General features: G+C 47.7%; 22 protein-coding genes. All 22 read left to right on the top strand.

From position 1 onward, the window contains the following. The first annotated feature begins 116 nt into the window (after positions 1-116). Positions 117-2,234 (top strand): ATP-dependent helicase ComFA, encoded by a 2,118-nt coding sequence (locus A7975_RS24805; RefSeq protein WP_065386934.1) that lies wholly within the window; start codon positions 117-119, stop codon positions 2,232-2,234. Beyond that, positions 2,231-3,112, top strand: a complete 882-nt coding sequence (locus tag A7975_RS33305; protein ID WP_082198443.1) for a ComFC family protein — start codon at positions 2,231-2,233, stop codon at positions 3,110-3,112. The genes A7975_RS24805 and A7975_RS33305 overlap by 4 nt, the downstream gene beginning before the upstream one ends. A 114-nt stretch (positions 3,113-3,226) precedes the next feature. Continuing rightward, positions 3,227-3,643 (top strand): TIGR03826 family flagellar region protein, encoded by a 417-nt coding sequence (locus tag A7975_RS24795; protein ID WP_065386933.1) that lies wholly within the window; start codon positions 3,227-3,229, stop codon positions 3,641-3,643. Positions 3,644-3,754: 111 nt separating this feature from the next. Continuing rightward, a complete protein-coding gene (flgM, locus tag A7975_RS24790) occupies positions 3,755-4,021 on the top strand; it encodes a flagellar biosynthesis anti-sigma factor FlgM (RefSeq protein ID WP_065386932.1) in 267 nt (88 codons plus the stop codon). Between the two features lie 8 nt (positions 4,022-4,029). Continuing rightward, positions 4,030-4,533 (top strand): flagellar protein FlgN, encoded by a 504-nt coding sequence (locus tag A7975_RS24785; RefSeq protein ID WP_053373818.1) that lies wholly within the window; start codon positions 4,030-4,032, stop codon positions 4,531-4,533. A gap of 19 nt (positions 4,534-4,552) precedes the next feature. Beyond that, positions 4,553-6,112, top strand: coding sequence for a flagellar hook-associated protein FlgK (gene flgK / locus A7975_RS24780; protein ID WP_053373819.1), 1,560 nt, complete (start codon positions 4,553-4,555; stop codon positions 6,110-6,112). 27 nt (positions 6,113-6,139) lie between these two features. After that, on the top strand, positions 6,140-7,099 hold the full coding sequence (gene flgL, locus A7975_RS24775; protein WP_176707810.1) for a flagellar hook-associated protein FlgL: 960 nt from the start codon (positions 6,140-6,142) through the stop codon (positions 7,097-7,099). Between the two features lie 11 nt (positions 7,100-7,110). Further along, on the top strand, positions 7,111-7,677 hold the full coding sequence (locus A7975_RS24770; RefSeq protein WP_065386931.1) for a DUF6470 family protein: 567 nt from the start codon (positions 7,111-7,113) through the stop codon (positions 7,675-7,677). Positions 7,678-7,787: 110 nt separating this feature from the next. Next, complete coding sequence (gene fliW, locus A7975_RS24765) at positions 7,788-8,180, top strand: flagellar assembly protein FliW (protein ID WP_255314539.1); 393 nt, start codon at positions 7,788-7,790, stop codon at positions 8,178-8,180. A gap of 12 nt (positions 8,181-8,192) precedes the next feature. Beyond that, positions 8,193-8,417: a carbon storage regulator CsrA gene (gene csrA, locus A7975_RS24760; RefSeq protein ID WP_053373822.1), complete on the top strand. Its 225-nt coding sequence runs from the start codon at positions 8,193-8,195 to the stop codon at positions 8,415-8,417. 141 nt (positions 8,418-8,558) lie between these two features. Further along, complete coding sequence (locus A7975_RS24755; RefSeq protein WP_065386929.1) at positions 8,559-10,322, top strand: flagellin N-terminal helical domain-containing protein; 1,764 nt, start codon at positions 8,559-8,561, stop codon at positions 10,320-10,322. Between the two features lie 205 nt (positions 10,323-10,527). After that, complete coding sequence (fliD, locus tag A7975_RS24750) at positions 10,528-12,042, top strand: flagellar filament capping protein FliD (protein WP_065386928.1); 1,515 nt, start codon at positions 10,528-10,530, stop codon at positions 12,040-12,042. Positions 12,043-12,114: 72 nt separating this feature from the next. Beyond that, positions 12,115-12,489: a flagellar protein FliT gene (gene fliT / locus A7975_RS24745; protein WP_065386927.1), complete on the top strand. Its 375-nt coding sequence runs from the start codon at positions 12,115-12,117 to the stop codon at positions 12,487-12,489. A 200-nt stretch (positions 12,490-12,689) separates the two neighbouring features. Continuing rightward, entirely contained in the window at positions 12,690-13,103 is a 414-nt protein-coding gene (locus A7975_RS24740; protein WP_053373826.1) for a flagellar protein FlaG, read from the top strand. Between the two features lie 85 nt (positions 13,104-13,188). Further along, positions 13,189-13,614: a flagellar export chaperone FliS gene (gene fliS / locus A7975_RS24735; protein WP_053373827.1), complete on the top strand. Its 426-nt coding sequence runs from the start codon at positions 13,189-13,191 to the stop codon at positions 13,612-13,614. A 238-nt stretch (positions 13,615-13,852) separates the two neighbouring features. Next, entirely contained in the window at positions 13,853-14,050 is a 198-nt protein-coding gene (locus tag A7975_RS24730; RefSeq protein ID WP_028608231.1) for a cold-shock protein, read from the top strand. A gap of 287 nt (positions 14,051-14,337) precedes the next feature. After that, positions 14,338-14,883: a ribosome hibernation-promoting factor, HPF/YfiA family gene (gene hpf / locus A7975_RS24725; protein ID WP_053373828.1), complete on the top strand. Its 546-nt coding sequence runs from the start codon at positions 14,338-14,340 to the stop codon at positions 14,881-14,883. 139 nt (positions 14,884-15,022) lie between these two features. Further along, the gene (secA, locus tag A7975_RS24720; protein WP_065386926.1) at positions 15,023-17,530 is read left to right on the top strand and encodes a preprotein translocase subunit SecA; all 2,508 of its coding nucleotides are present in this window, start codon (positions 15,023-15,025) and stop codon (positions 17,528-17,530) included. Between the two features lie 68 nt (positions 17,531-17,598). Next, positions 17,599-18,706, top strand: a protein-coding gene (gene prfB, locus A7975_RS24715) for a peptide chain release factor 2 (RefSeq protein ID WP_141680416.1) whose coding sequence is annotated in 2 segments (ribosomal slippage) — positions 17,599-17,670 and positions 17,672-18,706 — 1,107 coding nt in all. Because the reading frame shifts where the segments join, the coding sequence is not laid out codon by codon here. Between the two features lie 88 nt (positions 18,707-18,794). Next, on the top strand, positions 18,795-19,682 hold the full coding sequence (locus A7975_RS24710; RefSeq protein ID WP_065386925.1) for a YitT family protein: 888 nt from the start codon (positions 18,795-18,797) through the stop codon (positions 19,680-19,682). A 350-nt stretch (positions 19,683-20,032) separates the two neighbouring features. Continuing rightward, on the top strand, positions 20,033-21,082 hold the full coding sequence (gene argC, locus A7975_RS24705; RefSeq protein ID WP_065386924.1) for an N-acetyl-gamma-glutamyl-phosphate reductase: 1,050 nt from the start codon (positions 20,033-20,035) through the stop codon (positions 21,080-21,082). 66 nt (positions 21,083-21,148) lie between these two features. Then, positions 21,149-22,390, top strand: coding sequence for a bifunctional ornithine acetyltransferase/N-acetylglutamate synthase (argJ, locus tag A7975_RS24700; RefSeq protein ID WP_053373832.1), 1,242 nt, complete (start codon positions 21,149-21,151; stop codon positions 22,388-22,390). Positions 22,391-22,416 lie beyond the last annotated feature (26 nt).

The following is a 22,416-nucleotide window of genomic DNA, read 5'->3' as shown; positions in this document are numbered from 1 at the left end:
TGAAGCACACTCAATGACGCGGGATGCGTTGTTGGGTGTGCTTTTTTGTCGTTCGGGGGATTAGAGGAAGCGTTTTGCTATTGATTAAAGGAAGAGTGCGAGGGGAGAGAAGGGGAATGAAGGCTCATGTGTATGTTGTGGAGGTCCGAGGGTGTTGGCAGGCCGCGGTAACGATTAATCCGGAGATAGATAAGCAGTTTTGGATGGACGGTAGATTTGGGAAAGCAGGGCGTCTGAATGAGAAGACAGCTGATTCTGGCTGGCTGTTAAAGGAGCCACTGCCGCTTGGCGATGCTTGCCTTGCAGCTGCGCTTTGGGAAGACAGGCATAAGAGAAGCAAAGAGAGAAAGGCTGCATTGGACATGAAAGCAAGCGGAAGAAGGAAGAGAGCGGAGCATGAGGAGTGGATAGAGCTGCTGCTTGCTTGTGTTGAGATAGCTAAGCGAGGCGGGGAAAATGAAGGGAAAGCAGCTGGCAGCGGGCGATGGTGGCCGCTAGGTGGCGGAGGAAAGCGGGAAAAGGCGAGAGAGGGGAGCTTGTTTGGCTTGGTGGAGCAGTGGAAAGTTGAAAGGGATTCGGCGAGCGAATGGCGAAAGTTGGATGCTGCTGCGCATGTTGGCGCTGTGCGCAAGCAAAGGGGAGAGCGGGAGCGGGCGATTAGTGAGGCGGAGCTGGGAGAGATCGGGGCGGGAGCGCAGCTTGCCGCGGGTTTGATGCAGGGACGTGCGCTTTTGCGAAGCGAGGCGCTCGCCCTGCTCGCTGGCGCGGGCGGGCCCGGCGCCGCGGTGAGCTGGAGCGGAGTGCTCCAGCTTGCCGCGCTGCTCGGGCGGGTACGCCTGAGCGGATCGATCGCCGCCGGGGATGGCGGGCGATTGGACGCTATGGGGCGCCGCAGGCGCGAGCGCAGCTGTTTGCGCTGCGGGAGCGGTGAGGCGCTCATGCACCGCACGGCATGTGCCGCGTGCGGGCGGTTGTGCGCCTATTGTACGGCGTGCATTGGAATGGGGCGAAGCCGTGAATGCGAGCTGCTCGTTATAGGGCAGCATCCTGCGCTTCATGGGGTGCAGGCGGGACGTGGCCGGCCGCTCAAGCCGTTGCCTTTGGAGCGGCGGCTTGCGAAATGGAGCCTGAGCCCAGCGCAGAGCGCTGCAGCTGCGAAGGCGCTTCGTTTCGTCGAAGAGGAAGAGAACGAAGCATTGCGGTCAACAAGCAAATCCGTGGAGACGAGAGATTTTTTATTATGGGCGGTTACGGGAGCGGGCAAAACCGAAATGATTTTTCCGCTGGTGGAATCGGTACTGCTGCGGGGCGGCAAGGCGCTTATCGCAACGCCGCGCCGCGATGTCGTGATCGAGCTGGATCCACGTATTCGCAAAGCATTCCCGGCGGCTTCAGTAGTAACCTTGTATGGCGGCAGCGAACAGCGCTGGGAGGCCGGGGATATCACATTAGCTACGACGCATCAGCTTCTGCGTTTCTATCAGGGCTTTGACTTAGTCGTTGTAGACGAGCTTGACGCCTTTCCCTACGCCGGCGACCCTATCCTGCATTATGCGGCGGACAAAAGCTGCGCGCCTGGCGCTGCCCGGCTGCTATTATCCGCTACGCCGCCAGCGGAGCTGCAGCGAGCAGCGAAGCGCGGTAAGCTTCCGCATGCTAGGGTACCCGTGCGCTATCATCGTCATCCGCTGCCCGTTCCGCGCCTTTACCAAACGCCGGCAGTGAAACAAATGCTGCAGCAGCGAAAGCTGCCATCCAAGCTGCTGGCGGCTATGAAGGCCTCCATTGAGAGAAATGCCCAGCTGTTTGTATTCGTTCAGCAAATCGCGCAGACCGAGCCAATGGCTGCATTGCTGCGAGCTGTGTTAAACCATCCATCCGTAGCAGCAACCTCATCACAGGATGATGGTCGATCGGAGAAGGTTCAACGTTTTCGCGCGAGGGAAATTCGGGTGCTGGTCACGACCACCATATTAGAGCGAGGGGTCACCATTCCGAGAAGCGATGTCTACATTCTAGATGCGGATGGACGGCTTTTTGACGAAGCATCCTTGGTCCAAATGGCAGGTAGGGCAGGGCGATCCGCCGAAGACCCGTTCGGCCGCGTTTATTTTTGCAGCCGCGAACGCAATCGTTCGCTAGTATCGGCCGTTCGCCACATTCAATCGATGAACCGCATGGCTCGCAAGGAAGGCTACTTGCTCCCCGCCAGCAGAGGAGGCTCGTCAAAGTGACCGACTCGCCGCAAGCATGGCTCCGGCGTCTCCAATCCGCCTTCGCCACTACCGCGGAGCTGCTCGCTCCAACGTCTGCCGCATGTCTCTTATGCGGCAAACCGCGAACCGAGGCTCGCAGCCCGGGCAGCTCCAACCCATCGAAGCTGACTCCCCAGCTTCGAAAGTCGCTTTGCGGAGCATGCCTCTCCGCAATCCCATGGCTCACCCGCATCGCCTGTTCCAGATGCGGCCGCGGCATCGCATGCGAGGACTGCATACGCAGTCCGCATCGTGCATTCGTATGCAACCGCAGCGCGGTTTATTATGACCCAGCGATGAGGGCGATGCTCGCTCTATATAAATATCGTGGGAACGAACGATTGGCCCCATTGCTAGGCGATATGCTGCTGCCTGTTATAGAGGCGATGACCGCTGAGATTGCGGAGCGACAAAATGCGGCAAGCGGAAATGCTAAAATATCAAAATGGAAATTAGCAGATTATTGGGATGCCGTCACCTATGTCCCTATCAGTGAAGAACGAGCAAGCGAGAGGGGCTTCAATCAAGCAGAGCAGCTTGCAAGCCATGTTGCGAAGCGCTATCGCTTGCAGCTTCTGGACCTGCTTGTCCGTGCGCGCCATTCGGAGAAGCAAAGCTTCAAAACTCGCTCCGAAAGAATGCGAGATACAAGGTCTCTTTTTAGCGTGAACGTTGGCTTGCTTCGCATTTTGCTTGACCCTGCCTCTAAAGCACAGCCCTCTCGGAAAACGATTCGGCTCCTCCTCATTGATGACATTTATACGACGGGAAGCACGGCAGAAGCCTGCTCGCAAGAATTGCATCGGCTGGCGAAGCGTCCGCTGGAAATATACATTTTGACCTGGGCGCGCTCCTAAGCGATATAATATTCATAGGATCGTAAATAGATTCATAGTGAAAAAGTTAACGCTTTCGATTAGAATAAAGCTAATCATATGATTCTTTTGACAGAAAAAGGAGGGCTCAGAGCGATGAATTTGGATAATTGTCCTCGCTGCGGTAAGCTTTTTGCCAAAAATTTTAGAGATGTATGCCCGTCATGCATGCGAGATATTGATAAAGAGTACGAGCTTTGCGCAAACTTTTTGCGTGAGTTCAAGGGTTCGATTATTACTGAGGTGGCAGATGCTACCGGTGTGTCCATTAAACAAATCACGAAATTTATCCGCGAGGGACGTATTTCGATCGTGAACGCTCCTAATATGTCGTATCCATGCGAATCCTGCGGGACGCTAATACGCGATCATCATCTTTGCGACAACTGCCGTCATCGGATCGAGAAGGACAAAAAGGAAATGTTCGATAACCTCGCTAAGCAGGCTGAAGTAAAAAGCGCATATAAGCCAACCGGTGTATATAAAGGCTTAGAAAGATACAAGGATAAATAGATGAATTACTGTTAATATTTTCATGACTATAAAATTTCACTTGACCGAAGCCGATAATACTTGTAAAGGTAATCGGCTTTTTTAGTTTCCGTAAATAATGAGGTGGATAAAATGAAAATAAACGAGACGAATCGTATTGGCGCGCTAAATCCTTACCATAAGCAAAATGAAGCAAGATTGAGCGCAGAAGGCAAGACAAAGAAGAAGGACGAGGTCCAGATTTCTGCGGCTGCCAAGGAGATGCTGACGACAAGCAAAGCGAGCGGAGCGGACAGAACAGCACAGATCGAGCAGCTTAAGCGTTCGGTTGCATCGGGCACGTATCATGTGGAAGCCGGCAAAATCGCCGAGAAGCTGCTTCCCTACTTGAAGGAGTAGTTTTCTAAATGAATGAATACATCCAGCAAATATTAGAGGTTTTGCAAGAGCTATTAGATGAGCACCGGCAGCTAATTGAATACGGCAATGCGAAAACAACGGCCATTACCGTGAACAATGTGGAGACTCTTTCATACATTTCCAGCAAAGAAAAGAAGTGTCTCCAGCGCATACTGGAGCTTGAGCAGCGGCGAATCTTTCTGATCGGGAAATATATGCTGGATCAAAAGCTGACTAGCCATCGTTCCTTCAAGATGGACAAGCTCATACAGGCTGTCTATCATGCCAATGAGAAGCAGCAACTTCAGGCCCTATGGCAGGAATTGTCGGCAGCTCTTGCCAAACTTCAAGACATCAATGAATTTAATCAGCAGCTTGTAAAAATGACGCTGGAGCATTTGCATTTCACGCAGGATCTGCTGCTCGGACCAACGGAGGACGAAGCAACCTATCATCGCGCTGTTCAAGGCATGGCCTACAATCGTACTGGCCGCTTTAATATAAAGACGTAACAAGAGAGGACAAAATACGATGGCATCGACATTTCATGGCTTAGAAACAGCAAGGCGCAGCTTGTTCACGACGCAGTCCGCTCTAAATACAACAGGACATAATATAGCGAATGCTAACACGGCAGGCTATTCGCGCCAAGTCGTAAACATGACCGCTTCAAGACCGATTGATGCAGTAGGCTTCTCCAAATCAACAGCGGCAGGCCAACTTGGTACAGGTGTGGAGGCAAGCTCAATCACACGTATTAGAGAGAAGTTTCTGGATAATCAGTACCGCAATGAAAATAAATCGTACGGCAACTTTACGGTTCAACTGGATACGCTTCAAAAGTTGGAAGGAATCATAAATGAACCAAGTGATACGGGCTTAAGAACGGTGATCTCGAATTTTTGGAATTCGTGGTCGGATTTAAGCAAAAACCCGGAAAACGCTGACGGACGCAAGGTTGTATTGGAACAAACGATGGCGATGGTTGATGCATTTAATTACACGGCAAGACAACTAGGGGATCTGAAAACCGATCTAACCGAAAATGTCCAAACCAATCTAAACACGGTGAATTCCTTAACAACAAACATCGCGCAGCTAAACGGTGAGATCCGTCGGATCGAAGGCTTAGGCGATAACGCCAATGACCTGCGTGATCAGCGTGACCTGTTAACGGACCAACTTTCCGGTTTGATCAACATTCGTGTTGAAGACCAAGCAAATGGCTACAGGATTACAATGGGCGGTACTGAGCTTGTTCAAGGAACAGCAACATCTGAGCTTGATATGCCGGGTGTTGAGCAAGCTATTGCATCAGGCGACCTGAATAGTGGTACGATTTACGGCACAATGTATTCCAGAGATCATTTTGTAGAAGGTTACATTGGCGAACTGAATAAGCTCGTACAAACGATGGCAACCGGTGAGTTTGAGATAACGCTTCCCAAAGGCTCTGTATTGCCAGAAGGAACAGTACTTAATAATGTAACCTACACGGGTACAAATCGTACGCTAGCTGAGGATACGACTGTTACGGTTAAAGGTTTAAACGGCTTGCACCAGCTTGGCTATTCACTGGCAGGCACGGAGGCAGGACTGCCATTGTTCACGGATAGTACGGGTGGGGTTTCAGGACTTACAGCGGGTAACATTACCCTTAATCCTGCGATTGTTGCTAATTCCAATTTGCTAGCCTCTTCTATGCGTGTAACTACGAATGCTGACGGTTCAGAGACTGTTGTTAGCGGCAATAACTCGTTGGCGGTGCTTTTCTCGCAAATGAGAGATACTCGATTTGATTTTGACCCAAGCGCCGGAGAAAACAAAAATACGATGGATGCCTATTTCCGTTCCGTGGTTGGGCAGATCGGCGTTCAAGCGGCTGAGGCCACAAGGATGCAGACAAATCAACAAATTATAGTAGAACAAGTAGAGTCGCGGAGACAATCGGTAAGCGGTGTTTCGCTCGATGAAGAAATGTCGAATATGATCAAATACCAGCATGCATATAATGCTGCAGCACGGAATATGACGATGATTGATGAAATTTTAGATAAAGTCATTAATGGCATGGGCCGGGTAGGTCTGTAATGATTAAAAACATGGAGGTGATATATTATGTCGCTGCGCGTTACACAATCAATGATGAACTCCCAGCTATTGCGTAATGTATCCAGTAATATGGGTCGTATGAACAACCTGCAAAATCAGCTTTCGACCGGTATGAAAATTAATAAGCCCTCTGATGATCCAGTAGGCATTACGTTTGCTTTGCGATATAGGAGCGAAATTGATTCTAATGCTCAATATACAGAAAACGTAGATTCTGCGTTATCCATGCTACAATATACGGATACAACGATTGGCCAAGCCGGTGAGATTATGCAACGCTTTCGGGAACTCATGGTAAACGGCTCTAACGGAACGAATGAGCAAACCAGCTTGGATGCCATTAAAACCGAAGTGTCGCAATTGTTTAATCAAATGATTGAGATCGGCAACAGCCAATTCAATGGCAAACAAGTATTTAACGGGGAGTTGACGGGAACCAAGCCTTATTCCGCAATGACACTTGAGCAAGCCATTGACCCGCTTGCTGTTCCTCCGCAGACAAAGGCCTATAATAATGCTTCAGACCCAGGCGCAATTAAGTTTGAGTTGGCGCCGGGAATGACGCTTGCGACAAACATAACGGGGAACGAGGTATTCGGAAATCCCGTTGCATCTGACACAGACACAAACAGCGATAACGTATTCCAGTTATTGCGCCGTGCACATGATATGCTTTCTTCTGGGGACCAGAAGGGACTTTCTAACTTAATTGGGCAAGTAGATACGAGAATGAATACGATGCTTACCAAGCGCGCGGAAATCGGAGCAAGGATAAACCGTGTGGAGCTAATCGAGAACAGACTAAAGGATTCTGAGATCAATCTCCAGACAGTGAAGTCTAAGGTTGAGGATGCGGATATCGCCGAGGTTATTACGAACTTAAAGGCGGAAGAAAACGTTTATCAGGCTTCTTTATCCGTCGGCGCGCAGCTTATTAGACCAAGCCTGGTTGACTTCTTGAGATAAGGGAGTGCCTTATGCAAATTCCTCAAATCCAGATTCGCCAATTTCCGGCCATGCTTTCCATTGATGCAGATATGGGGAAACAGTCTTTGGAGCAACCACAAGCGACCGTGGAAATGGAGCAGATTCGCCCGGAGCAGCATTTTACAACCTCAAGAAGCCGGCTTGAAGTTAATCAGGATCGAGCCTGGGATGCTTTAGCACTAGGCGGGAATTTAGAAACGATGAGCAAAATCTATTCCATGGCATCTGATATGGCTCTCCGAGGTCTGGCTCGTATTGTAGAACAGGGAAACCGTATGGCAGACATTCATTTAGGCGGAAATCCAATTGCAGAGAGAGCTAAAGACTGGCAACGGACTTTTCCTGAATTTGATTTCAGCGGAGAAGCATCTTATGATAACGTTGATATTTCCTACACACCTGCAGAAGTTTCAATTGAAACAACGCCGGGGAGAGTCAATTTGGACGTACAAGTGAATCGGCCTATTCATCAGTATGAGCGAGGTAAGCTAGAGATTTATATGAGTCAATATCCGAAGGTCGAAATCATTCCTCCCCAAATTGATCAGCTTATATAAAATATGCGCTTTCGAAATCAGAACTATAGACCAGCAGCGTAACTGAACGCAGTTGCGGGGTCTATAGTTTTATTTATAATATTGGTAACCATATGGAGGAGGGCAATACTGTGAGTGCAACTACATCAGTGTATCATTTCGAGCAAGGTATTCCGGGTTTTGAACATCTTCATCACTTTGTGTTCTCAGACCTGGAGCAAGAGCTGCCAATCAAGCTTATGCAATCCGTAGATGATCAAGAAATCTCTTTACTAATCGTTAACCCATTCTTCTTTTATCCGGAGTACGAATGGGAGTTGTCCGATTCGGCTAAACAGGAATTGCAAATCCAAACGGAACAGGATATTGAAATCTGGTCGATTTTGACGATGGCTACCGAACCGTCAGAGGCTACCATTAATTTGCTGGCTCCGCTCGTCTTGAATCCTAACCAAATGACTGGGAAGCAGCTCATTCTTCATGACAGTACTTACAGCTCGCGGGCCCCGCTTAATCGAACATAAGGAGGAACAGCCATGCTCGTTTTATCTCGCAAAAGCGATGAATCCATTATTATAGGTGGCAATATCGAGATTGTAGTATTAGGCGTGGAGGGCGACAATGTTAAATTAGGTATACGGGCTCCGAAGGAAGTAGACATTTACCGCAAAGAAATTTACTTAACCATTCAAGCCCAAAACCTTGCAGCAGCCAAGCATCCGTTACCATTAGATGAAGTGACGAAGCTGTTCAAAAAATAATTCGTTTTTTTGGATAATTACTATAAACAAAAAAAATGATCTGTCGATATATATATTAGCACGGTGAAAAGGGCGGCCGACCTACAACCGTAAGCTTCCGCAAGGATGCGGATACTCGAAAATTTCAAGGAGGAAATAACAATGCGTATTAATCACAACATCGCTGCTTTGAACACTCACCGCCAACTAGGTGCTAACAGCGCAGCAACTTCCAAAAACATCGAAAAACTATCTTCAGGTCTTCGCATCAACCGCGCTGGCGATGATGCAGCAGGTCTTGCCATTTCCGAAAAAATGCGCGGTCAAATCCGTGGTTTGGACATGGCTGCTAAGAACTCCCAAGATGGTATCTCTTTGATTCAAACGGCTGAGGGCGCTCTGAACGAAACTCACAGCATCTTGCAACGTATGCGCGAGCTTGCTAACCAATCAGCAAACGGAACGAACACTGATGCTGACCGTGGCGCTCTTCAAGACGAAATGAACCAATTGACTTCCGAAATCAACCGTGTAGGTAACACTACTGAGTTCAATACTCAAAAATTGCTTCAAGGCGATGGAAAATCCAACCTTACTGGTACTGGACTAGATATTTCTGCTCTTTCCACAAGCACTGCTGGAACTGATGCAACTTCGCAAGAAGTTAAAATGACTTTTGACTTAAACGGTACATTAGCTGCTGGTGAGACATTAGCAGTTAACATTAACGGCAAGGCATTGACACTTACATTTGCAAATGGCGGTGGTAGTGCAGTAGCCGGTGATGTTACTAACCTAACAACATCTGGCGCTACAATTGACATTGGCGGTGCTACACTTGGTGCTGTAGCTGGATCTGATGCTAAAGCTACAAAATCAGCGGTAGAAACGTTGCAAAAGTTGATTGATGGTGACGATTCACTAAAAGGTAACTTTAAAGTATCTGAAAATGCTGGAGTAGTTACAATTGAAGCTATTAAAACTGGTGAATACGCTGGTTCCAAAGGCAACATGAAAATTACAACAACAACAGATGCAAATGTAACTAGACAAGCAAATACTGGTGCTGCTGGAGCTATGGCTGCATTTGTGAATGCTGGCGCACAAGTTATGGGTACGAATACTGATGGTACATCTGCAAAAACATCTATTGACCTTGCATCCATCGATTTCACTAAACTATCAACTTTGGTTGATAAAGGACTTACAATTAACGGAAAACAAATCCAGTTTTACAATGCTGACAATGGAACGTTTAATGGTAACGGTAGCTCGATTGGTATTGACATCAGCGACGTAACAGATGAAGCTACTCTAGTAGATGCAATTGTAAAACAAGGTAAAATCGATGGCGTTACTTTGAGCAAAGAAGCGGTTACTAACAACCTAGTTGTGACATCTGCTGCCAAAGGTGCTGATAGCAGCGTAAAAGTAATCGATGGCGGAGTACAAGAAGCTTTCAAAACTTCTTTCCAAATCGGTGCTAACAGCGGTCAATCAATGAGCCTTGAAGTGAACGATATGCGCTCTAAAGCACTTGGTATCACTGGTAAAGCTGGCGATGCTGGTTTCACTAAATCTAACTCCGTAACTGATGGTACTAACGATGTTAAAGGCGAAGCTGCTTTGAACATCTCCACTAAAGATGATGCTGCTAAAGCAATCGCAGTTCTTGATAAAGCAACTGCTTCTGTTTCCAGCGAGCGTTCTAAACTTGGTGCGGTACAAAACCGTCTTGAGCACACAATCAACAACTTGGGAACTGCTTCTGAGAACCTAACAGCTGCTGAATCCCGTATCCGTGATGTTGATATGGCGAAAGAAATGATGGAACAAACGAAAAACAACATCCTTGCACAAGCTGCACAAGCTATGCTTGCACAAGCTAACCAACAACCGCAAGGCGTTCTTCAATTGCTTCGTTAATTCTAATGGTTTACAAGGAGACTCTAGATTATCTAGAGTCTCTTTTTTTATGGCTAAAGTTATCGCTTTTTATGATTATCCCTAAACTATCTTCTATTTATTTCCGATACTACTAGTAGTAGATACAAACGATAATGTGAACTAGCCAGCAAGATAATGCTCTATATAAAAATACAAATAGATGAGAAAAGGTAGGAGGAAGATTATGATAAATTCAATCCGCATGAGTGGATTAGCTTCGGGCCTTGATACAGATACGCTTGTTAAAAACCTAATGAAAGCTGAAAAAGCGCCGCTCAATAAGCTGCTCCAAAAGAAGCAAACCGAGGAATGGAAACGTGATCAGTTTAGAGAGATGAACTCTCTATTATTAGATCTTAAAAACAAAACCTTTGATATGAAATTGCAAGGGACGTACCAGAAGAAGGTATTAGCATCAGGTAACGACAATCTTGTAGCTGTTAAGCAAAAAGGGGTCCCAAGTACCTCCAATTATGAAGTGAAGGTTACAGACCTTGCTGAAGCGGCCAAAGCAGCATCTGTGAAATTTACTGCCAGTGGACTGGCAGATGGAACTGCCGAAATTGGCGAGGCATTTGATTTCAAAATAGGCGCAACCACGATTAGTGTTGCAGCAACTGATAACATCAATAGTATAATAGCTAAGGTGAATTCCAATTCATCCGTAACAGGAGTTACCGCAAGCTACCTGCAAGATGATAAATCCATCACATTTACAACAACGACAAGCGGTGCAAGCGCGGCTATCTCGATTACTAACACAGGCGGGTTTGGCACGAGCAACAAGCTTGGATTATCTACGGGTACGGTTAACAATTCTGCGACAATAACGGATTTTGCTACGAATAAGGGTTTTCAATCGTCCAAAGACGCTAAGCCTGGCAATGTCCAAATTAACGGAATTGCTTATCAGGTCAATAGCTCAACCTTCACATTTGATGGCGTTGAATTCAACATTAAAGCTGTCGGTACGACGCAAGTCAGCTTAAAGCCAGATGAGGATGCTATTTTTAAATCGATAAAAGAATATGTTGATAAATATAATGAAATTACAAATAAGATCAATACTAAGATAACGGAAGCAACCTATAGAGATTTTAAGCCCTTACTAGCTGAGGAGAAAGAATCGCTGTCGGAAAAGCAAATCGAGCAATGGGAGGACAAGGCGAAGAGCGGATTGCTGCGTCAAGATTCTCTGCTCTCTAATGTATTATCTGAAATGCGGCTTTCTCTATCGTCGAACTTACAGGGCTCCGGCATAGATTCGAAATATGACAATCTTTCCGATATTGGTATTACTTCCGGTAGCTATTCGGAAAAAGGAAAGCTGTATATCAATGAAACAAAGCTGCGTGAAGCAATTTCCAAAGACGGTAACGCGATAATGGATTTATTCACTAAAACGGGCACCTCCACGGATCCTGCAACCAAATACAATGAGAGCGGTGTAGCTCAGCGGCTTTACGATCAAATTAACAGTACAATGGGTAAGCTAACGGAAAAAGCAGGAAGCATCGCTTCGCTCGTAGACAACAGTACGATAGGCAAAGGATTGAGCAGGCTTAATACGGATATTAACAAGTGGAGCACTAGGCTGGTGGATATCGAAGATCGGTATTGGAAGAGATTTACTGCTATGGAGACCGCGATGAGTAAAGCAAACTCACAGAGCGGTTGGCTGTCACAACAATTCAAATAATGAATAATCAAATTGTTGGCTAAAAAAGCTACTGCTAGTGTACACATTAGTAAAGTAGAAGGAGAGGCGATAATGAACACGGATACCTCTCTAGAATCTCTTCTTAACGACTTCTTGCATATTACGCGCTCGTTAGAGGAGAGAGTAGTAGATGAAAACAGTGAACCGGAAGAATGGATAGAGCTGTTGGACAAACGACAAGAGCATATTGATGCACTAACCATTCTACTATCGCAGGGTATAGCATTTACGGATTCTCAGAAAAAAAGCTGCCTACAACCGGCGTATGAGATTGATCTAAGAATTTTTCCCATTATGGACCAGAAGAAAAAGAAGCTGGAATCCGAAATTATTAACCTTAAAAAAAGCAAAGCGGCAAATCAACAATACGGGGATTATGGAAATTCTTATTCTCCGTATGGTGCTTTTTTTGATACAAAGAAATAACCAACTGCTTAAGGGCTTCTTTTTAAAGAAGCTCCTTTTTGTTATATAAATAGTGTTATGAATACAAACTGATTTATTGGTGTTGACCAAAGCTAAAAAGGAAAAAGAAACATTCCAAAATATAGGTCCTCATCTAATAAAAAAAAGATGGCTAGCCGATATATACTTTAGAACTATCGACGCGGAAGGAATGATAGGTTATGAACACGAATGTGCCAGCAACAGGGGTGATTAGCTCACTGAACCGTAGTGCTATGGGTATCGATTCGGTTAATTCCGGAGTAGAGTCATCAAGCTCTGTTGGAATGAGTGATTCTCAACACCTTTCTAAAATTACTAGACAAGACGAGTTGAAAAAGGCAGAGCTTCGCGGTGAGCATATTACGATTAGCGAAGAGCAGCTAGTTAAAGCAATCGATAGAGCGATTAAAGCCATGGAAGGCAAAAGCACGAACTTAGAGTTCTCCGTGCATAAGCAAACAAATATCATTTCAGTTAAAGTTCTAGATAGTGCATCGGGAGAAGTCATACGTGAAATCCCTCCAGAAAAAAACTTGGATTTTGTAGCTAAGTTGTGGGAGATGGCAGGGATACTTATAGACGAAAAAGGATAATTCAACGTTTCATAAGATAGATCTTATTAAGATGAACTCGCGAGTATTGGCTTAAACAGCAATTTAGTTCATAGGAGGATAAAAAATGCAACTTCAACAACGTAATAAGTATATTCAGAATACCATTCAAACAGCTACTCCAGGACAATTACTTATTATGCTCTACGATGGTGCTATCCGGTTTTGCCGTCAAGGAATTGAAGCGATTAAAGAACAACGCTATTCAGATGCAAATACGAGTTTAATAAAGGTACAAGATATTATAAGTGAGTTTACGATTACAATTGATCGCTCCAATCCGATATCAGAAAATTTACTGAAACTATATGATTATTTCAATATGCGACTTATTGAAGCTAATGTGAAGAAAAATACTGAGCCGGCTGAAGAGGTGTTAGCGCATTTGATTGAATTGAAAGAAACTTGGATGCAAGCTGCCAAGGAGTTCAATCAAGCAGTTGGACAATCGAATGGAAGCAACTATAAACAAACTCAATCAACGGTCGTCTAGTTTGAATGACATGGTTTGTGACTTTGGATATAACGAAGTTAATTGCTAAGTCACCCCTTGGGTGGCTTTTTTATTTGGATTATCGACAAGAATCGCCAAGCATAAACCCCGCCAACACTCAAATGTATTCGCTTACAATAAATTGTTTGACAATTCCGTTAAGTGGGTGTTATAGTCAAATTGTGGGTTATACAAAGCGATGCCTCACAGTATTTGAAGATGAAGGGAATGTTTGCACATGCAAGGTAAAGTTAAATGGTTTAACGCAGAAAAAGGTTATGGATTTATCGAGACTGAGCAAGGCGGCGACGTATTTGTTCATTTCTCCGCTATCCAAACTGAAGGTTTCAAAACTCTTGAAGAAGGCCAATCCGTCGAATTCGATATTGTTGAAGGCGCTCGTGGTCCACAAGCTGCTAACGTAGTTAAACTGTAATCATTCGGCTGATCCAGCCACCTTATAATTTGGATCACTAAACAAGCAACTTACACAAAGCTCCGGGTAACCGGGGCTTTTTTTTGTTGTCCGCGCTAACAAACGGGTCGCAGCTAATTAACGGAATCCCGGCGTTTTGACGAGCCCAACGGAGTATGTATCTTAATTGTGACAATTCTATTAGTTCTATAGCATTATTTATCTGAAAATTCGAAATAAAACAAAAACTCTTTTGATTCGAACGCTTACATATGTTATAATAAGGCCATGTAAAGGAGGAGTTCCCCATGAACTACAACATTCGAGGTCAACACTTTCAAGTGACAGACGCATTGAGAGACTACGTCGAAAAGAAACTCAGCCGATTGGATAAATATTTCGAAGCACCAATCACCTCCGATATTAACGTAACACTATCCGTCACCAAAGGGAAACATGCAGTAGAGGTGACCATTCCGCTCACCGGTGTCATGCTAAGAGCCGAGGAGAAAAGCGAGGACATGTACGCATCGATTGATGTTGTTGCGGACAAACTCGAACGACAAATACGTAAGCATAAAACTAAAGTAAATCGCAAGTTCCGCCAAGGCAGCGGCGTACGCGCCTTATTCAGGGAAGAAGGCTCAGCAGTGGGCGTTCTGGAGGAAGAGGATGATCTGGAGCTTGTACGTACCAAACGCTTTGATCTGAAGCCGATGGACGTGGAAGAAGCGATTTTGCAAATGAATATGGTTGGACATAACTTCTTCGTATTCTCGAATGTAGACAACAAAGAAGTGAGTGTTGTATACAGACGCAATGATGGAAAATACGGCTTAATCGAGCAGGGCTAGCAGCAATTATACTTAAAACGAAGAGCCTTTTCTCCTTTTTGGAGAGAGGCTTTTTCTTTTCCAATCATCTTCGTTGCGGCGGTGTCGACAAACTGATACAATTTAATGCAAAGAGGCGTCATTACGAAAGGGGAATTCCATGCTCGGACTAGTGAAAAAGATATTTGGTGACCATAACGAGCGCGAGGTAAAACGGCTCCAACGGACGGTAGATGAGGTAAATGCGATAGAGTCGAAGTTCACGGCTTTGTCCGATGAAGCGCTGCGCGCGAAAACGGAAGAATTCAGAGCAAGAATTGAAAAGGGAGAAACGCTCGATCAAATTCTTCCTGAAGCTTTTGCAACCGTAAGGGAAGCATCCAAGCGTACGCTTGGCATGCGTCATTTTGACGTACAGCTTCTTGGCGGTATGGTTCTGCATGAAGGAAAGATTGCGGAGATGAGAACGGGTGAAGGTAAGACGCTCGTTGCGACGCTTCCGGTTTATTTGAACGCATTGCTTGGCAAAGGCGTTCATGTTATTACGGTCAATAACTACTTGGCACAGCGTGATAGCGAGCTGATGGGACAGCTTTACGGCTTCCTAGGCATGACTGTCGGCTGTAATTTGCATGGCTTGTCGCATGACGAGAAGCAAGAGGCTTATGCTTGCGATATTACGTACGGTACAAATAATGAATTCGGCTTCGATTATTTGCGTGACAACATGGTGCTTTACAAGGAACAAATGGTACAGCGTCCGCTTTATTTTGCAATCATCGATGAGGTGGATTCCATTCTAGTCGATGAAGCGCGGACGCCGCTTATTATTTCCGGACAAGCTGCTAAGTCGACTGAGCTCTATTTTGCCGCAGACCGCTTTATTAGCCGTTTGAAGCCCGAAGAGGACTTCACGATTGATATCAAGCTGCGCAGCGTTATGCTGACGGAATCAGGCGTTGAGAAAACGGAGAAGGCATTCTCGATCGAGAATCTATTCGACCATGCGAATGTCACGCTTAACCACCATATTCAGCAAGCGCTGAAAGCGAACTTTATTATGAAGCGCGACGTGGATTACGTGGTTGAGGAAGATGAGGTTGTTATTGTCGATGAGTTCACGGGTCGTCTCATGTCGGGACGCCGTTACAGCGACGGGTTGCACCAAGCAATTGAAGCGAAGGAGCAGCTGGAAGTTCAAAACGAGAGCATGACTCTTGCGACGATTACGTTCCAGAACTATTTCCGCATGTATCGCAAGCTGGCAGGCATGACCGGTACGGCGAAGACGGAGGAAGAAGAGTTCAAGCGTATTTATGGTCTTGATGTTATTCAAGTGCCTACAAACCGCTCGATGATCCGTAAGGATATCGCAGACGTGGTCTACAAATCCGAAATGGGTAAATTTAAAGCGGTCGTTGAAGAAATCGTCGAGCGCCACAGCAAAAACCAACCGGTCCTTGTCGGTACGATTTCCATCGAAAATTCCGAGAAGCTATCGGACATGCTCAAACGCAGGGGCGTGACGCATAAGGTCCTGAACGCGAAGTTCCATGCGGAGGAAGCAGAAATTATCTCCCGAGCGGGACAAGCAGGCTCGGTGACGATTGCAACGAACATGGCTGGACGCGGTACCGATATTTTGCTGGGCGACGAGGTTGCTGATCTTGGCGGTTTGCATATTATTGGTACGGAGCGCCATGAAAGCCGTCGGATCGATAATCAGCTGCGCGGTCGTGCCGGACGTCAAGGCGACCCAGGCTCCTCACAGTTTTATCTATCGCTTGAGGATGAGCTGATGCGCCGCTTCGGTTCTGAAAATATTATGGGCATGATGGACAAGCTAGGACTAGATGAGGATCAACCGATCGAGAGCCGGATGATTTCAAGAGCGATCGAATCGGCACAGAAGCGTGTTGAGGGCAACAACTTCGACATTCGGAAAGTTGTTTTGCAATATGATGACGTAATGAACCAGCAGCGCGAGGTTATTTATAAACAGCGCCGCGATATTCTTGGTTCCGAAAATATTCGCCAGGAAGTTATGGATATGATCAAGCCGGTCATTGATCGCATCGTTGAAGCACACTGCTCGGAGGATATTCCGGAAGAGTGGGATCTTCAAGCGATCGTTGATTTTGCGCATGCTACCTTCCTGCAAGAAGGCTCCTTGACCAAAGAAGAAATTTGGGGCAAAGAGAAAGAAGAGATCATCGACTATATTTATGATGAGGTCGTTGCTTCTTATGATGAGCGTGAAGAAGAGCTTGGCGCGGACACGATGCGTGAGTTCGAGAAGGTTGTTGTGCTCCGTGCGGTAGACAGCAAGTGGATGGATCACATCGATGCCATGGATCAGCTTCGTCAAGGTATCCACTTGCGCGCATACGGCGGTACAGATCCGCTTCGCGAATATCAATTTGAAGGCTTCGAGATGTTCAAGGAAATGATCGAGAGCATTCAAGAGGAAGTTGCGAGATACATTATGAAGGCTCGCGTAGAGAGCAACCTGGAGCGCCAAGAGGTAGCTCAGGGCCAAACGACTACGACAAGCGGCGGCGGAGAAGCGGTTGAGAAGCGTCCGGCTAAGCGCGAAGAGCGCGTAGGGCGCAACGATGCATGTCCTTGCGGAAGCGGCAAAAAGTATAAGCAATGCCACGGCAAGTAAGGAACAGCGTTAAACGCCGCAGCATACGGTAAGGCATTGAAGTAATATTTTGAGGTGAAGCTGAAGCTATGATAGACATAACGGTTAAACAAGACCTGCGTGAAATGGCCAAGCGGCTCCAAGAGCTCAGGGGGTCTCTTTGACTTAGATCTTAAGCAGGAGATTATTGCGAATTTCGAAGAGAAGATGACGATGCCTGATTTCTGGGATGATAACGAGAAAGCGCAAAGCGTCATTTCGGAGCTCAATGCGGTAAAGTCGGTCGTTGACCATTACGACGGACTGAACAGCGAGCAAGAAGAGCTGCAGATGATGCTGGAGCTGGCGGAAGAGGAGAGCGACGAGTCGCTTGCGGCGGATGTCGTGAGCGGCGTTGCCAAGCTGCTGCGTAAGGTTAGCGATTTTGAGCTTCAACTGCTCCTTAATCAGCCTTACGATAAGCTGAACGCGATTCTCGAGCTGCATCCTGGCGCTGGCGGCACGGAGTCGCAAGACTGGGGCCTCATGCTGTACCGGATGTATACGCGCTGGGCGGAGAAGAGCGGCTTCAAGGTTGAGCTGCTTGACTACTTGCCAGGCGATGAGGCGGGCATCAAAAGCGTGACTATTTTGGTCAAAGGCTATAATGCTTACGGCTATTTGAAAGCGGAGAAGGGCGTCCACCGGCTTGTTCGTATTTCACCGTTCGATTCGGCCGGCCGCCGCCATACGTCGTTTGCTTCCTGTGACGTTGTTCCGGAAATCGACGACAGCATCGAGATTGAGATTCGCTCCGAGGATTTGAAGGTGGATACGTACCGGGCGAGCGGAGCGGGCGGCCAGCACGTCAACAAGACGGAGTCAGCCATCCGGATTACGCATATTCCATCGGGAATCGTAGTCGCTTGCCAGCAGGAGCGTTCGCAAATTCAGAACCGCGAGCGGGCCATGAAGATGCTTCGTTCCAAGCTGTATGAGAGAAAGATCGAGGAGCAGATCAAGCATTTGGCGGAAATTCGCGGCGAGCAATCCGAGATTGCTTGGGGCAGCCAGATTCGCTCCTACGTTTTCCATCCGTACAGCATGGTGAAGGATCACCGTACATCGGTCGAGACCGGAAATGTCGGCGCGGTTATGGATGGCGATATCGACGCTTTTATCGACGGTTATTTGCGCCACCAGATTCGTCATGATTAATGTATAGAAAGAGGGAAGAGTTCCGACACAGCCAATGTGTGGAGCTCTTCTTTTTGCGAAAATCGGCTTGCAAGGAGATTGAAGGGGCATGAATGAAGGCGCAGTGAAACGGAGAAAAGGCGGACGAAGCTTAAGCCCGCGGGCTCAGTCGGTTTGGAGCATTGTCCAGCTGCTGATAGGGTCGATTATTGTAGCGATAAGCTTCAATATGTTCATGGTGCCGAATGGAATCGCTTCGGGCGGCGTATCCGGCGTGTCCATTCTCGTGCAGAGAGTGGCAGGCGTTATGCCGGCGATAACGCAATGGGCTATCAATATTCCGCTGTTTATCGCAGGCCTATGGCTGCTTGGTAAACGGTTTGCGGTCAAAACAGCGCTGGGCTCGGTCATTTTGCCGCTGTTCGTGCTGCTGACAAGCCATGTGTCCTCGCCAACCGATAATCCGCTTCTGGCAGCCATTTACGGCGGTATTGGAGTGGGGCTCGGACTTGGCCTGGTTTTTCGAGGAGGCGCGTCTACTGGCGGACTCGATTTGGCGGCTCAAATCCTGCACCGATATACCGGGCTTCCGCTTAGCCTTGCCATTGTATGCTTTGACGGATGCGTCATCATTGCAGCGGGTATCATTATTTCGCCTGAGGTGGCGCTGTACGCGCTGATTGGATTGTTCGTAACGAGCAAGACGATTGATTTTGTGCAAAGCGGCCTTCAGCTTTCTAAGGTGGCCTTTATTATCAGCGACCAATCCGAGGCTGTTGCCGAATCGATTCTGAATGATTTGGACCGGGGGTTGACGAGGCTCGACGGCCACGGTGGATACACGGGAGCTGGGCGCACGGTGCTGATGGTAGTCGTTGGGCAAAATGAGGTGCCGAAGCTGAAGCAGCTTGTGCGAGCGATCGACCCTGGCGCTTTTGTTATCATAAGCAATACGGCAGAGGTGCTCGGGCAAGGGTTTAAGCTGGAGAACGGATAAACACCGCTGCCTCCCTCAAAAAAAGAGTCTATGAACAGCTGCGGGAGCAAGCTCATAGGCTCTTTTTTATGTTACATAAACGCGGCGAGCGGAGCCATGTTCCGGCGCATGAAATTGGGCATTTTTGTTCATATAATCGCTTCATTTGTTCGTTGTATTATTATGAATTCGAATGTATAATAATACGAAACAATGTGCGTATTTCCATCAACTGCCGAATGTTGTACAATTATTAGTTGTGAAAGAAGTCAAGCTTTCCGCATGCGGAAAGAGCAATAGATAAAGCTGCAGCGAGCTTGCCAATGAAGGTCGAAACCACGCGCAGCATCTTGTTTTGGGGAGAGATAAACATGAGCAATAAGGTGAAAATTGCGATTATCGGTTCAACCGGCTACGGCGGTGTAGAGCTCATTCGATTGCTTGCATCCCATCCGCTGGCAGAGGTGACTTCAATCATCTCGTCTTCCAGCGCAGGTACGCCGATTACAGAAGGTTATCCGCATTTGACGAACATTCGCGAGGAGCTTCTTGATGATGTCGATCCTGCCGCGATCAAAGCGAAAGCGGATGTCGTATTTCTTGCTACGCCCGCGGGAGTTGCGGCTAAGCTGGTTCCGTCCTTGCTTGAGGCAGGCTTGAAGGTTATTGATTTGTCCGGAGATTTCCGCTTGAAATCGCCTGCATTATACGAGCAGTGGTATAAGAAGCCTTCTGCGGATGAGGCGTATTTGAAGCAAGCGGTGTTTGGTCTGGCGGAAATCTATGGGGATCAGGTGCTGGATGCTTCGTTCATATCGAATCCGGGCTGCTACCCGACAGCGACGCTGCTAGGACTTATTCCGGCGGTAAAAGAAGGCTGGATCGATCCGGCTACCATTATTATCGATGCCAAATCGGGCGTTTCCGGTGCGGGTCGCGGCGCTTCGCTGGGCACTCATTATTCAGAGCTTAATGAAAACCTGAAAGCTTATAAGCTTAATCAGCATCAGCATCTTCCAGAAATCGAAATGGTGCTGTCTGATGCGGCGGGCAAGCCGGTCGTAACGACGTTTACGACGCATCTTGTACCGATGACACGCGGCATTATGTCCACGATGTACGCAACCGTTCAGGGCGGGCGCAGCACTAGCGATTTTATCGAGCTATATCGCACTTATTATGAAGGGCATAAGTTCGTGCGTATTCGTCCGGAAGGACAATGGCCGGCCACGAAGGAAGTATGGGGCTCCAACTACTGCGATATCGGCTTTGCGGTCGATGAGCGTACGGGCCGCGTAACGATTGTGTCGGTTATCGACAACTTGGTTAAGGGCGCAGCAGGTCAAGCGATTCAAAACTTGAACCTGATGATGGGCTGGGACGAGACGTTTGGTCTGCAATTCGTTCCCGTTTATCCGTAAATAACGAAACATATCTTTTGAAATCATCATCCATACTCATACAGGTGAAGGAGATACGATTTTACGATGGGACAGGATCAAACAGCAGCCTTGTTCTCAGTCGTCGCAGACGGCTCGATAACAACGCCAAAAGGCTTTAAAGCAGGGGGATTGCATTGCGGCCTCAAAAAAACGACGCGTCACGACCTTGGCGCGATCGTATGCGAAGTGCCGGCAACGGCAGCCGGTGTTTATACGACTAACGTGTTTCAGGCTGCTCCGCTGCAGGTTACCCGCGAGAGCATCGGAGCGGGCGGCTTGCTGCGCGCTGTGCTCGTGAACAGCGGCAACGCGAATGCCTGCACAGGCAAGCAAGGCGACGCGGACGCATACGAGATGCGTGCTAGATTCGCGGAGTCGATCGGTGTATCGGCGAATCATGTAGCGGTAGCGTCAACGGGCGTTATCGGCGAGCTGCTCAAAATGGATAAAGTACGCGTGGGCATCGACGGTCTTCCGGCTAGGCTGGATGGCGGTCGCGCAGGCGCGGACGACTTCTGCCAAGCGATCCTGACGACGGATTTGGTACAGAAGATGGTATGCGTTGAGTTGGAGCTGGATGGCAAAACCGTGCATGTGGCCGGCGCTGCGAAGGGCTCTGGCATGATTCATCCGAATATGGCAACGATGCTTGGCTTCGTAACGACGGATGCGGCAATCGGCAGCGAGGCGCTTCAACAATTGCTGCGCCAATCGACGGACTTGACGTTCAATATGATTACGGTTGACGGCGATACGAGCACGAACGATATGCTCGTGGCTATGGCGAGCGGTCTTGCTGGCAATAACGAGCTGACAGAAGCGCATGCGGGCTGGGCGGCATTTGCGGCAGCGATCCGCCATGTTTGCGAGGTGCTTGCGAAGGCGATCGCCCGCGATGGCGAAGGTGCGACGAAGCTTGTTGAGGTACGGGTGAACGGAGCGGTTAGCGACGATTCCGCACAAGCGATTGCGAAGACGGTTATCGGATCGTCGCTCGTGAAATCGGCCGTGTTCGGAGCGGATGCGAACTGGGGCCGCATTATTGCGGCTGTGGGCCGTGCAGGCCAGCCGGTTAACCCTGAGACGGTTGATATCCGGCTAGGCGATATTTTGACATTGGAGCAATCTCGTCCTGTCGTGTTCGACGAAGAGGTTGCCTTGGAATATTTGAAGGGCGATACGGTTGTTATTCGCGTGGATCTACATAATGGCGAAGGAACAGCGACAGCATGGGGCTGTGATCTGACCTATGATTATGTCCGCATCAATGCGGCATATCGGACTTAAAGCAAAGTACACGCTTGGAGGGCATG

The organism is Bacillus sp. FJAT-26390, assembly GCF_001682865.1.
Taxonomy (GTDB): Bacteria; Bacillota; Bacilli; order Paenibacillales; family Paenibacillaceae; genus Pristimantibacillus.
This window is presented reverse-complemented; position numbering and strand designations above follow the sequence as displayed.